Source organism: uncultured Sphingomonas sp. (assembly GCF_913062585.1).
In the GTDB taxonomy this organism is placed as follows: Bacteria; Pseudomonadota; Alphaproteobacteria; order Sphingomonadales; family Sphingomonadaceae; genus Sphingomonas.
Genome location: NZ_CAJXWX010000009.1, coordinates 14,392 through 26,954 on the forward strand (window position 1 = coordinate 14,392; position 12,563 = coordinate 26,954).

The following is a 12,563-nucleotide window of genomic DNA, read 5'->3' on the forward strand; positions in this document are numbered from 1 at the left end:
CCTGCAGGACGGGTGAGACGCCGGGCGGTCAGCAGCCCGGCGCCGCAAACCCTGTGTCCCCATCGACGCCACTTTGTTCATCCTGTCCGGCACCGCGTGTTGAGCGATGCCCGGCATGGTGGCAGCCGTCAAAAAATGCCCATACGTCATTTTTCATGGGCGAGTGCATTTCTGTAAGTGATTGAAAACCCCTCATTCGACCGCGTCATTGGTCTGACCGATCACGGAAATCGCCATTTCCGTCACTATGGCGATTATATTTAAGCCGGATTTTACCATTCATGGCTAAACCCACAGATGAATGTGGGGGAATGACACATGACTCGAGAAATTCGGTCGTCTGTTCCGGGTGGGGGCAGGACGCGACAACCATCACGGCGATGACGTAATCGGCATTCGCCAGCCGATCCTGACTATTTCCATAATGTGATCCCGTCGCGGGGGATGATCCCGCGCGCTCATTACTTTCATTCAAAGGAAGAAACCATGTCGATCACCACGGTGATGGCAAGCGAGAACCTGTGCCTGCCGAATATCGGCGTGCTTGCCGAAGAATTGTCCGCCGCGATCGCGCCGGGCGCGACGGTTCGTCTCGACCTGTCCGACGTCGCCGCGCCCGATCTCAGCGTGATCCAGCTCGTCCAGTCGGCCCGTGTCAGCGCGGCCGAGGCGCCCTGCGACTTCGCGCTGACGGCGCCCGTCGGCGACGGCTTCCGCACCCTTCTCGAACGGGCGGGCTTCCTGCCCGCCGCAACCCCCGACCACGCCCAATTCTGGTTCCACGGAGACACCGTCCAATGAGCGCTTCCATCCTTACCGTCGACGACAGCGCCTCCTTGCGCATGGCGATCCGCATCGCGCTGACCGGCGCGGGCTATGCGGTGACCGAGGCCGCCGATGGCGTCGAGGGCCTCGCCAAGGCGACCGCGACCCGGTTCGACCTGATCGTCACCGATCTCAACATGCCCAATATGGACGGGTTGCAGATGATCCGCGCGCTGCGCGAACAGCCCGCCCAGGCGGGCGTGCCGATCATCTTCCTGACCACCGAATCCGATGACGCGATGAAGGCGCAGGCCAAGGCGGCCGGCGCCACCGGCTGGCTGGTCAAGCCGTTCCAGCCCGAACAGCTGATCCGCGTCGCGAAGAAGGTCCTGGCGCGATGAGCGGCGAGGATCCGACAGCCGCCTTTCGGATCGAGGCGGGCGAGCTTCTGGAGCAGGTCGAACAGGGGCTGCTCGATCTGGGCCATCGCCTGGACGATATGAGCCTGGTCAACGCGGTGTTCCGCGGCCTTCACACGCTGAAGGGCTCGGGCGCGATGTTCGGCTTCGACAAGCTGGCGGCCTTCACCCATCACTGCGAAAGCGCATTCGACCGTGTCCGCAAGGGCGACGTGCCGGCGACCGCCGACCTGGTGTCGGTGATCCTGTCGGCGGGCGATCACATGCGCGCGCTGGTCGAGGGCGATGCGCCCGAGGCCGAGGGGCAGGCGATCCTGGCGAAGCTGGCGGCGGCGGTCGATGCCGCGGCCGGCGGCTCGGGCGGCGGCGTTCCCGCGCCCGTGAAGGCGCTGGCGAAGCAGGGCTGGACCCTGTCCTTCCGCCTGCCGCCCGATGCCATGGCGCACGGCACCAACCCGCTGGCGTTGCTCGACGAGCTGCGCGAGCTGGGCGAGGCGACCATCATTGCCCGGGTCGACGAGATCCCGGCGCTGGTGGCGCTGAACCCCAGCCATTGCGTCGTCGGCTGGGACTGCACGCTGATCGGCGACATTTCGCGCGAGGCGATCGAGGACGTGTTCCTGTTCGTCATGGACGATATGGAGATCACCATCACCCCGCTGGCGGTCGAAGAGGCCGAGGCGGCGGACATGGTGGTGGACACGCCCGAGGCCGCGCCGGTCGAAGTATCGGCGGCTGCGAACGTCGCCGCGAACGATGCAGCCCCGCGTGCCACGACCGCCAACCGGTCGCAGGGCGAGCATGTCCGCGTGCCCGCCGAGCGGCTGGACGAGCTGATGGACCGGGTCGGCGAACTCGTCATCGCACAGAGCCGCCTGTCGCAGCTGGCGGGCCATGGCCAGGACCTCAGCCTGCGCTCCGTCTCGGAAGAGATCGAGCGGCTGGCGGGCGAGATGCGCGACACGATGATGATCCTGCGCATGGTGCCGGTCTCGACGCTGTTCGGCCGCTTCCGTCGCCTGATCCACGACCTGGCGATCGAAACCGGCAAGACCATCGAACTGGTCACCGAGGGCGAGAGCACCGAGGTCGACAAGACGGTCATCGAGCGCCTGTTCGATCCGCTGGTCCATATCATCCGCAACTCCTGCGACCATGGCCTGGAAAAGCCCGAGGACCGCGTGGCGGCGGGCAAGTCGGCCAGCGGCCTCATTCGCCTCAGCGCGCATCAGGCGGGCGGCGAGGTGCTGATCACCATCACCGACGACGGACGCGGCATCGATGTCGACCGGGTCCGCGCCAAGGCGGAGGCCAATGGCCTGCTCCAGCCGGGCCAGGCGGTCAGCGAAGACGAATTGCTGGGCCTGATCTTCCATCCCGGCTTCTCGACGGCGGCGCAGGTGACGAACCTGTCCGGGCGCGGCGTCGGCATGGATGTGGTCAAGCGCACGATCGAAAGCCTGCGCGGCTCGATCGATGTGAAGAGCACGCCCGGCCAGGGTTCGACCATCACGCTGCGCATCCCGCTGACGCTGGCGATCATCGAGGGGCTGCTCGTCCGGGTGGGCGAGGGGCGCTATGTCATCCCGCTCGCGGCGGTCGAGGAATGCCTGGAGCTGTCGCTGGAGGAGGATCTGCGGTCGCGCGGTCGCAGCATCATCACGCTACGCGAACGACTGGTGCCCTTCCTGCGCCTGCGCGACCTGTTCGCCACCGGGACCAAGCCCGACACCTATCAGAAGATCGTCGTGGTCGGCACCGGGGCGGAACGCGTCGGCCTGGTCGTCGACCAGATCGTCGGCAACCACCAGACGGTGATCAAGGCGATGTCGCCCTTGCACCGCAATGTCGCCGCCTTTGCGGGCGCGACCATCCTGGGCGACGGTTCGGTCGCCCTGATCCTCGACATCGCCCAGCTCATCGCGATGAGCCAGCCCAGGGAGGAGCGGCGTCTCGCCGCTGGATAAGCCCATGCCATATCGCAAGATCGCCAACTGGACGCCCGAAGATGGCCTGGAGGTTCTGACCTTCGGCCTGGGGTCCGAAACCTTCGCCCTGGAAGCGGGCATCGTCCGCGAAATCCTGGACATGATGCCGATCACCATGGTGCCGGGCGCCGACCCGATGGCCGCGTCGGTCATCAACTTCCGGGGGCGTATCGTGCCGCTCGCCGACCTGCGCGGGCCGTTCGGGATGGATGCCCATGCCATCACCGCCGACAGCCGGATCATCGTGATCGAGCTGGACCTGGACGGCACGCCCGTCCTGATCGGCCTGACCGCCGACCGCGTCAACGAGGTGACGGTGCTGGCTGCGCTCGACGCCGAGGAGGCGCCCGTGATCGGCATACGCTGGCCGCGCGATCATGTCCGCTGCCTGGTCCGGCGCGAAGGCGACGTCGTCGTCCTGCCCGACCTGCCCTCGCTGTTCGAGCGTCTGACCGCGCGCGCGGCCGAGCCGGTCAGCCTTCACTGATTTCGACCCAACTCTCATTCTTATTTTTGCGGGGGAATTCAACACATGCGTGCCACCATCAAATTGAAGTTAGGGGCGACCTTCGCGATCGTCGTCGCCCTGATGCTGGTCGTCGTCACCGTTGGCACCATCAAGATGAGTGCCCTCAACGACGCGATCAGCGACGTAATCGCCGGTCCGTCCAAGCGCCTTGAGGTCGCGCTGCGCGTCAACGAGCGCATGAACAAGACGCTGCGTTTCGAAAAGAACATGGCGTTGACCGAGGATGCGGCACTCACCCAGAAGTTCGATGCCGAAGATGTCAAGGCACGGAACGACGCGCGTGACCTGATCGCCACCGGCCTGAGCATCGCGACGGTCGAGGGCAAGCCGCGCTGGATGCAGGTCCAGTCGCTCTTCAACCAGTATATTCCCGTCAATGACGAGGTGCGCCGCCTGGCCGGCATGAATAAGAACGTCGACGCCGGTCGAATTTCGATCACCAAGTCGCGCGAATTCGCCAGCGCCATCACCGAACAGCTCGATCAGATCGTGGCCATCGCACAGGACGGCATGAAGCAGGCCGATGCGGAAACCAACGAGCAATATGCCAATGCACGCAACATCCTGTTCCTGACTGCCGGTCTGGCACTGCTGGTCGCGCTTGCCGGTGCTTTCTGGATTTCGCGTCTGGTTTCGCAGGGCCTGAACAAGGTCTCCGTTGCCCTCGACGCTGTGGCGATCGGCGATCTCAGCCAGGACGTGACGGTCACGTCGAATGACGAGATCAAGGACCTGGTCGACACGGTCAACCGTATGACTGCGAACCTGCGCGAAAGCGCGCAATTGGCCGACACGATCGCCTCGGGCGACCTGACCGTCAACCATGCGCCGCTGTCGGACAAGGACGTGCTGGGCCATGCGCTGGTCGCCATGGTCGAGCGCCTGCGCGGCGTCGTCGGCGATGCCACCCAGGCGGCGCAGAATGTCGCGGCGGGCAGCCAGCAGTTGTCGTCCTCGTCGGAACAGGTGAGCCAGGGCGCGACCGAGCAGGCCGCCGCTGCGGAAGAGGCCTCGGCGTCGATGGAACAGATGGCTGCCAACATCAAACAGAACGCGGACAACGCGACCCAGACCGAGAAGATCGCCCGCCAGTCGTCGCAGGACGCCGAAACCAGCGGTACGGCGGTGCAGAAGGCGGTCATCGCGATGCGCACCATCGCCGAGAAGATCGGCATCGTGCAGGAGATCGCGCGCCAGACCGATCTGCTGGCGCTGAACGCGGCGGTCGAGGCGGCGCGTGCGGGCGAACATGGTCGCGGCTTTGCGGTGGTCGCTGCCGAAGTTCGCAAGCTCGCCGAACGCAGCCAGTCGGCGGCGGCCGAGATCAGCGGCATGTCCTCGGACACGGTGACGGCCGCGACCCAGGCGGGTGAGATGCTGACCAAGCTGGTGCCCGACATCCGCCGCACCGCCGAACTCGTCGCCGAGATCAGCGCAGCATGCCGCGAACAGGATATCGGCGCGGTGCAGATCAACGAGGCGATCCAGCAGCTCGACAAGGTGACGCAGCAGAACGCCAGCGCCTCCGAGCAGATTTCGTCCACCTCGGAAGAACTGGCCAGCCAGGCCGAGGAGCTGCAGGAAAGCATCGCTTACTTCCGCGTGACCAATGGCAACCGCGGTACCGCGATGAAGTCGGCCGTCCGCAAGCCGGCGTCGCGCCCGGCGGTGTCCAAGTCCGCCAAGCCGACCAAGTCGGCGCCGCGCCCCGGCTCGGTCGCCGATCAGCAGGCCCGGGTGCATGGTTTCGCGCTCGACCTGACCAATGGCGGGCCTGACGGCGAAGACGCCGAGTTCGGCCGCGCCGCCTGACGCAGCCATCGCCACCCCGGCGTGAGAGGTTGAACGACCTGTCACGCCGGGGGGCGACCTGGATGCGCCATGGCGCGACCATGAGACGCCCGGACCGGCGGTGTCGACCGCCCGGTGCCTGAATACTTCTCCGATGACCGTCACGACGACACGGCTCCAGCGTGCGCCCCGACGTCACGACGATCCGCGTCACCAGCCGCGCGTGCTGGCGGTCCAATGTCCGCAGGGGGTGCGGGCGTCCGGACTTCGATCTTGTCCTATTGCTTGGAGCCTCAACATGTTGAGCTGGTTCAATCACCTGTCGATTTCAAAGAAACTCGCGCTGTGCCTGGGCGTCGTCATGGCGATCACGGTCGGCGTGGACGGCGTCATCCTGTCGAACGCCGGGCAGGTGAAGTCGACGACCGAGATCAACGAGCACACCTACAAGGTCATCGCGACCGCCGACCAGATCGTGACCAGCATGGTCAATCAGGAAACCGGTTATCGCGGCTATCTCGTATCGGGCAATGATCAGTTCCTGGCCCCGTATCACAAGGGGTGGACCGAGTTTTCGCAGGCCTGGAGCGATGTTCGCGGCCTGACCAGTGACAATCCCGTCCAGCAGGGACGTCTCGACGATATCCGGCGGCTGGCCGAAAGCTGGCACAATGACGTGGCCGAAAAGGCCATCCGCCTGATGGCGCATGTCGAGACGCGCGAACAGGGCCGCGCGCTCGAGAGCAGCGGCGCGGGCAAGCAGGCGATGGACCAGCTGCGCGCCCGGGTGGGCGAGATGATCGCGACCGAAAAGGCGCTGATGGCCCAGCGCCAGCAGGCGCAGCAACAGGCCTTTGCCAATATCAACCTCGCCATCTGGATCGGCATGGCCGCCAGCATCCTGGTCGCGATCGGCATCGGCCTTTTGATGACCTCGACGATCGCACGCCCGATCGCCGCGCTGACCCAGGCCCTGGCCCGTCTGGCCGAGCCGCTGACCACCAACCGTCGCGACGAGATCGGGCGGATGCAGGGCAGCGTCGGCGCGGTCGAAGGCGCGTTCGACCAGATCTCGACGGTGCTGGGCGCGGTGGCGGTCGGCGACACCAGCGTCGGCATGAAGCAGCGTTTCGGCGGGCTGGCGGATCAGCTGGCCGACAATCTGGACGCGCTGCGCACCAGCTTCGAGGGCATGGCCGGCATCGCCAGCGACATTGCGGACGGCGACCTGACCGTCCAGCCCCAGGCCCTGTCGGCAAAGGACAAGCTGGGTCTGGCACTGGTGTCGATGGTCGAGCGCCTGCGCGGCGTCGTCGGCGATGCCACCCAGGCGGCGCAGAATGTCGCGACCGGCAGCCAGCAGCTGTCGTCCTCGTCGGAACAGGTGAGCCAGGGCGCGACCGAGCAGGCCGCCGCTGCCGAGGAAGCGTCTGCCTCGATGGAGCAGATGGCTGCCAACATCAAACAGAATGCCGACAACGCGACCCAGACCGAGAAGATCGCGCGCCAGTCGTCGCAGGACGCCGAAACCAGCGGCCATGCGGTGGAGAAGGCGGTCGTCGCGATGCGCACCATCGCCGAGAAGATCGGCATCGTGCAGGAGATCGCGCGTCAGACCGATCTGCTGGCCCTCAACGCGGCGGTCGAGGCAGCACGGGCGGGCGAACATGGTCGCGGCTTCGCGGTCGTGGCGGCGGAAGTCCGCAAGCTGGCCGAGCGCAGCCAGTCGGCGGCCGCCGAGATCAGCGGCATGTCGTCGGACACGGTGACGGCGGCGACCCAGGCAGGCGAGATGCTGACCAAGCTGGTGCCCGACATCCGCCGCACCGCCGAACTCGTCGCCGAGATCAGCGCAGCATGCCGAGAACAGGATATCGGCGCGGTGCAGATCAACGAGGCGATCCAGCAGCTCGACAAGGTCACACAGCAGAACGCCTCGGCGTCCGAGCAGATTTCCTGCACGTCGGAAGAACTGGCCAGTCAGGCCGAGGAACTGCAGGAAAGCATCGCCTATTTCCGCATCGACGGTGCGAAGCGCGCGACGGTGAAGGCGCCGGTGCGCAAGGCAGCGCCAGCCCCCGCCAAAGCAAAATCCAAGCCCGCACCGCGCGCCGGTTCGATCGCCGACCAGCAGGCTCGCGCCCGCGGTTTCGCGCTCGACCTGAACAATGGCGGGCCTGACGGCGAAGACGCCGATTTCGGAGAAGCGGCATGACCATTACGAACGACATCCAGGTCGTGGTCTTCGGCCTGGGGCAGGAGGAGTTTGCGCTCCCCGTGACCACGGTGCGCGAGATACTGGACCACCGGACCGCCTATCGGGTGCCCCACGCCCCCGACTGGTTCCTGGGGCTGACCGATGTGCGCGGCACCTCGGTGCCGATGGTCGACCTGCGCGTCCGGCTGGGCATGGCCCCGGCCCAGGCGACGCTGACGACGCGGGTGCTGGTCATCGACATGCCCGGCACCGATGGTTCGTCGCTGGCCCTGGGGCTGGTGGTCGACCGGGTGCTCGACGTCGCCACCTTCCCGGCCGATGCGATCGAGGGCTCGCCGGCGCTGGGCGATCGCTGGCGGTCGCAGCAGATCGAGGCGATCCTGCGGCGCGGGGCCGATTTCGTCGCGCTGCTCGATCCCGTCCGGCTCTTCGGGGCCGGTGACCTCGACGCCACCCTGTCCTTCGCGGTTGCCGCCTGACGATTGGGGGCGGGACGGCCGTTGGCCGCGGTCGCCCACTCCCACCAACCTGACGTCCAAAACCAGATTCAGGAGAAAATTCTCATGCGTTTCCATGTGTCGCTCAAGGATACATCGCATGTCGATGGGGCCACCGCAGAGATCACCCGGTTGCAGCGCGCCTTTGCCCAGGGGCGTGTGAACGACCGTGCCGATCTGTCGGCGGTGACCGGCAAGGCGCGGGATGTATTGGTCGCGGTGAACGAGATGATCGAGGCGGCGGCGATGCCGGCTGCCATCTTCTCCCGGCGGCTGGCGCACATGTCGTCCGAGCATGAGCGCGGTGACATCGACGTCGCGCTGCCGGTCGAGGAATTCCAGGGCGACCTGGCGGTGGCCGCCAGGACGGTCAACGACCTCGTCGCCAGCCATATCGCGGTCAAGAAGCTGGCCATGGCCTGCATCAAGTCGCTGGGTGACGGCGATTTCGAGGCACCACTGCAGCAGCTGCCCGGCAAGAAGGCGTTCATCAACGACACGATCGAACAGCTGCGCGGCAACCTGAAGGGCCTGATCGCCGAGATGAACAGGATGTCGGCCGAACACGACAAGGGCGACATCGACGTCTTCGTGCCCGCCGACCGCTTCCAGGGCGATTTCGGCCGCATGGCCGAGGGGATCAACGCGATGGTCGCGGGCCATATCGCGGTCAAGAAAAAGGCCATGGCCTGCATCCAGCAGTTCGGCGAGGGCAATTTCGACGCCGAGCTGGAGCGCTTCCCCGGCAAGAAGGCCTTCATCAACGATACGATCGAGGAACTGCGCCGCAATTTCCGCGCGATCATCGGTGAGATCCAGCGGCTGATCGACGCCTCGACCGCGGGCCGGCTGAGCGAGCGCGGCGAGGCCGAGCGCTTCCCCGGCGACTTTGCCGGGCTGGTCAAGGGCATCAACGGCATGCTCGACGCGATCCTGCTGCCGATCGGCGAGGGCAACCGCGTGCTCGACCTGGTCAGCACCGGCTCGCTGCTCGAGCGGGTCGAGATCGACTGCGAAGGCGATCATCGCCGGATGAAGGATGCGATCAACAATCTGGTCGACAATCTGACCGGCTTCGCGACCAATGTGGCGATCGCGGCCGACCAGGTGGCGGGCGGCAGCCAGGAACTGTCCTCGGCGTCCGAACAAGTGTCGGAAGGTGCGACCGAACAGGCCGCCGCCGCCGAGGAAGCGTCTGCCTCGATGGAGCAGATGGCCGCCAACATCAAACAGAATGCCGATAACGCGACCCAGACCGAGAAGATCGCGCGCCAGTCCTCGCAGGATGCCGAGGTGAGCGGCCATGCGGTTGAGAAGGCGGTCGTCGCGATGCGCACCATCGCCGAGAAGATCGGCATCGTGCAGGAGATCGCCCGTCAGACCGACCTGCTGGCGCTCAACGCGGCGGTCGAGGCGGCCCGTGCGGGCGAACATGGTCGCGGCTTCGCGGTCGTGGCAGCCGAGGTCCGCAAGCTCGCCGAACGCAGCCAGTCGGCGGCGGCCGAGATCAGCGGCATGTCGTCGGACACGGTGACGGCGGCGACCCAGGCAGGCGAGATGCTGACCAAGCTGGTGCCCGACATCCGCCGCACCGCCGAACTGGTCGCCGAGATCAGCGCGGCCTGCCGCGAACAGGATATCGGTGCGGTCCAGATCAACGAGGCGATCCAGCAGCTCGACAAGGTGACGCAGCAGAACGCCTCGGCGTCCGAGCAAATCTCGGGCACGTCGAGCGATCTCGCCAGCCGTGCCGAGGAGTTGCAGGAGAGCATCGCCTTCTTCCGCGTCGCCGAGACGCGTCGCCCCGCAACGGCCAAGCCCGCCGTCCGCAAGCCGGTCGCCCCTGCCAAGGCGAAAGCCAAGGTCAAGGCGTCGCCGCGTGCCGGTTCGATCGCCGATCAGCAGTCGCGCGTGCGCGGCTTCGCGCTCGACATGGCGACGGGTGGGGCCGACGGCGAGGACGAAGAGTTCGGCTGCGTCGCGTGATGCCGGTCCGCCGACAGGGCGTCCGAAGCACTCTGCCGGCGGACATCATGACAGTTCGCTGAACCAATAATTCATCAATTGAAACTATGATTTCACCAGTCAAGGGCAAGTGATTTCCACCAATATGTGAAATACTTGCCGGGTCGGGAGAATTTTATGCGCGCAACTATCAAGATGAAATTGGCCGGTACATTCGGCGTGGTATTGTTGCTGTTGGCGATCGTCGTCGGGGTGGGCGTTGCCAAGGTCAATGCACTCAACGTCATGATCTCGCAGATCATCGACGGGCCGGCGCAGCGCATCAAGTTCTCGCTGACGGCCGATGGCGACATGGGGCGCGCAATCCGTGCCGAAAAGAACATGCTGCTGATCGAGGACCTGGCGCAGAAGCGCGTTCTGGACGGCACCTTTGCCAATTATGATGCGAAGATCCTGGATAGCCTGAACAACGGCCTGAAGATCTCCACCGAACAGGGGCGTCCCGTCTGGACCAAGGCGCTGCAGGAATGGCGCGCTTACAAGGATATCAGCGACCGGGCCCGGGGCCTGGCCATGCAGAACCATAATGTCGAAGGCGCCCAGCTTTCGGGGACCGAGGGCCGCGCGGTTGCGGTGCGCCTGGGCGAGACGCTCGGCCAGCTGGCCGACATCACCCAGGGCCAGATGACGAAGGCGAAGGCCGATTCGGCGGAGCTTTACGCATCGGCGCGGACTACTCTGATCGCCACCGCCGTCGTGGCGCTGCTGATCGCGATCGCCGGCGCCTTGTGGGTCGCGCTGCTGGTGTCGAGCGGTTTGCGCAAGATCGACCAGGCGGTGTCCGCGGTCGCCGATGGCGATCTGAGCAACGAAGTCGCGGTGGCCAGCAATGACGAGATCAAGGATCTGGTCGACACCGTCAACCGCATGACCGTGCGCCTGCGCGAAACGATCGGCCAGACCACCCAGGCGGCACAGAATGTCGCGGCGGGCAGCCAGCAGTTGTCGTCCTCGTCGGAGCAGGTGAGCCAGGGCGCGACCGAGCAGGCCGCCGCAGCCGAGGAAGCGTCTGCCTCGATGGAGCAGATGGCCGCCAACATCAAACAGAATGCCGACAACGCGACCCAGACCGAGAAGATCGCCCGCCAGTCGTCGCAGGACGCCGAAACCAGCGGTACGGCGGTGCAGAAGGCGGTCATCGCGATGCGCACCATCGCCGAGAAGATCGGCATCGTGCAGGAAATCGCGCGTCAGACCGATCTGCTGGCGCTGAACGCCGCGGTCGAGGCGGCGCGTGCGGGCGAACATGGTCGCGGCTTCGCGGTGGTCGCCGCCGAAGTCCGCAAGCTCGCCGAGCGCAGCCAGTCGGCGGCGGCTGAGATCAGCGGCATGTCGTCCGACACGGTGACGGCGGCGACCCAGGCGGGCGAGATGCTGACCAAGCTGGTGCCCGACATCCGCCGCACCGCCGAGCTGGTCGCCGAGATCAGCGCGGCGTGCCGCGAACAGGATATCGGTGCGGTCCAGATCAACGAGGCGATCCAGCAGCTCGACAAGGTCACGCAGCAGAATGCCAGCGCCTCCGAGCAGATCTCGTCCACCTCGGAAGAACTGGCCAGCCAGGCCGAGGAGCTGCAGGAAAGCATCGCTTACTTCCGGGTCGATGCGCACGGCCACGGCGCCTCGGCGCGGCCGGCACCCGTTCGTCGCGCCGCCCCGCGCCCCGCATCCGCCACGACCAGCGGGCGCCCAAAGGCTCGCCCGGCACCCCGCGCCGGTTCGGTCGCCGACCAGCAGGCCCGGGTGCGCGGCTTCGCGCTCGACCTGAGCAATGGCGGGCCTGACGGCGAAGACGCCGCCTTCGGACACGCGGCATGAACGCCGGCGGTGATATCCAGGTCGTGGTCTTCGGCCTGGGGCAGGAGGAGTTTGCGCTGCCCGTGACGACGGTGCGCGAAATCCTGGACCACCGGACCGCCTATCGGGTGCCCCACGCACCCGACTGGTTCCTGGGGCTGACCGATGTGCGCGGCACCTCGGTACCGATGGTCGACCTGCGCGTCCGGCTGGGCATGGCCCCGGCCGAGGCGACGCTGACGACGCGGGTGCTGGTCATCGACATGCCCGGCACCGACGGTGCGCCGCTGGCCCTGGGGCTGGTGGTCGACCGGGTGCTCGACGTCGCCACCTTCCCGGCCGATGCGATCGAGGGCTCGCCGGCGCTGGGCGATCGCTGGCGGTCGCAGCAGATCGAGGCGATCCTGCGGCGCGGCGCCGATTTCGTCGCGCTGCTCGATCCCGTCCGGCTCTTCGGGGCCGACGGCGTGGAAGCGGCCCTGGGCGATCTCGGCCTGGCCGCCTGATCCTTTCCCCGACGGGTCGGTCGCGGTG

10 protein-coding genes are annotated in these 12,563 nt (G+C 66.5%); all 10 read left to right on the forward strand.

The genetic code is table 11. The features are described from left to right. The first annotated feature begins 486 nt into the window (after positions 1 to 486). The 10 genes from QZ546_RS07995 (at position 487) to QZ546_RS08040 (ending at position 12,535) form a co-directional block, all read left to right on the forward strand. Positions 487 to 801, forward strand: coding sequence for an STAS domain-containing protein (locus QZ546_RS07995; RefSeq protein ID WP_294236065.1), 315 nt, complete (start codon positions 487 to 489; stop codon positions 799 to 801). Next, entirely contained in the window at positions 798 to 1,166 is a 369-nt protein-coding gene (locus tag QZ546_RS08000; protein WP_294236066.1) for a response regulator, read from the forward strand. Before QZ546_RS07995 ends, QZ546_RS08000 begins: the two co-directional genes overlap by 4 nt. Further along, positions 1,163 to 3,151, forward strand: a complete 1,989-nt coding sequence (locus tag QZ546_RS08005; RefSeq protein WP_294236067.1) for a chemotaxis protein CheA — start codon at positions 1,163 to 1,165, stop codon at positions 3,149 to 3,151. Before QZ546_RS08000 ends, QZ546_RS08005 begins: the two co-directional genes overlap by 4 nt. Before the next feature lie 4 nt (positions 3,152 to 3,155). After that, entirely contained in the window at positions 3,156 to 3,659 is a 504-nt protein-coding gene (locus QZ546_RS08010) for a chemotaxis protein CheW (RefSeq protein WP_294236068.1), read from the forward strand. A gap of 45 nt (positions 3,660 to 3,704) precedes the next feature. Then, positions 3,705 to 5,513 carry a methyl-accepting chemotaxis protein gene (locus QZ546_RS08015; protein WP_294236069.1) on the forward strand — a complete coding sequence of 603 codons (1,809 nt, stop codon included), beginning with the start codon at positions 3,705 to 3,707 and terminating at the stop codon, positions 5,511 to 5,513. Between the two features lie 277 nt (positions 5,514 to 5,790). Then, positions 5,791 to 7,707: a CHASE3 domain-containing protein gene (locus QZ546_RS08020; protein WP_294236070.1), complete on the forward strand. Its 1,917-nt coding sequence runs from the start codon at positions 5,791 to 5,793 to the stop codon at positions 7,705 to 7,707. After that, complete coding sequence (locus tag QZ546_RS08025) at positions 7,704 to 8,189, forward strand: chemotaxis protein CheW (protein ID WP_294236071.1); 486 nt, start codon at positions 7,704 to 7,706, stop codon at positions 8,187 to 8,189. The genes QZ546_RS08020 and QZ546_RS08025 overlap by 4 nt, the downstream gene beginning before the upstream one ends. A gap of 84 nt (positions 8,190 to 8,273) precedes the next feature. Then, complete coding sequence (locus tag QZ546_RS08030; protein ID WP_294236072.1) at positions 8,274 to 10,193, forward strand: methyl-accepting chemotaxis protein; 1,920 nt, start codon at positions 8,274 to 8,276, stop codon at positions 10,191 to 10,193. A gap of 156 nt (positions 10,194 to 10,349) precedes the next feature. Then, on the forward strand, positions 10,350 to 12,050 hold the full coding sequence (locus QZ546_RS08035) for a methyl-accepting chemotaxis protein (protein WP_294236073.1): 1,701 nt from the start codon (positions 10,350 to 10,352) through the stop codon (positions 12,048 to 12,050). Beyond that, positions 12,047 to 12,535 carry a chemotaxis protein CheW gene (locus QZ546_RS08040; protein ID WP_294236074.1) on the forward strand — a complete coding sequence of 163 codons (489 nt, stop codon included), beginning with the start codon at positions 12,047 to 12,049 and terminating at the stop codon, positions 12,533 to 12,535. Before QZ546_RS08035 ends, QZ546_RS08040 begins: the two co-directional genes overlap by 4 nt. Positions 12,536 to 12,563: the final 28 nt, after the last annotated feature.

What these genes read in the sequence shown, in the direction of transcription:
- QZ546_RS07995 (WP_294236065.1), top strand. Translation starts at nt 487, where the DNA reads ATGTCGATCACCACGGTGATGGCAAGCGAGAACCTGTGCCTGCCGAAT.
- QZ546_RS08000 (WP_294236066.1), top strand. Translation starts at nt 798, where the DNA reads ATGAGCGCTTCCATCCTTACCGTCGACGACAGCGCCTCCTTGCGCATG.
- QZ546_RS08005 (WP_294236067.1), top strand. Translation starts at nt 1,163, where the DNA reads ATGAGCGGCGAGGATCCGACAGCCGCCTTTCGGATCGAGGCGGGCGAG.
- QZ546_RS08010 (WP_294236068.1), top strand. Translation starts at nt 3,156, where the DNA reads ATGCCATATCGCAAGATCGCCAACTGGACGCCCGAAGATGGCCTGGAG.
- QZ546_RS08015 (WP_294236069.1), top strand. Translation starts at nt 3,705, where the DNA reads ATGCGTGCCACCATCAAATTGAAGTTAGGGGCGACCTTCGCGATCGTC.
- QZ546_RS08020 (WP_294236070.1), top strand. Translation starts at nt 5,791, where the DNA reads ATGTTGAGCTGGTTCAATCACCTGTCGATTTCAAAGAAACTCGCGCTG.
- QZ546_RS08025 (WP_294236071.1), top strand. Translation starts at nt 7,704, where the DNA reads ATGACCATTACGAACGACATCCAGGTCGTGGTCTTCGGCCTGGGGCAG.
- QZ546_RS08030 (WP_294236072.1), top strand. Translation starts at nt 8,274, where the DNA reads ATGCGTTTCCATGTGTCGCTCAAGGATACATCGCATGTCGATGGGGCC.
- QZ546_RS08035 (WP_294236073.1), top strand. Translation starts at nt 10,350, where the DNA reads ATGCGCGCAACTATCAAGATGAAATTGGCCGGTACATTCGGCGTGGTA.
- QZ546_RS08040 (WP_294236074.1), top strand. Translation starts at nt 12,047, where the DNA reads ATGAACGCCGGCGGTGATATCCAGGTCGTGGTCTTCGGCCTGGGGCAG.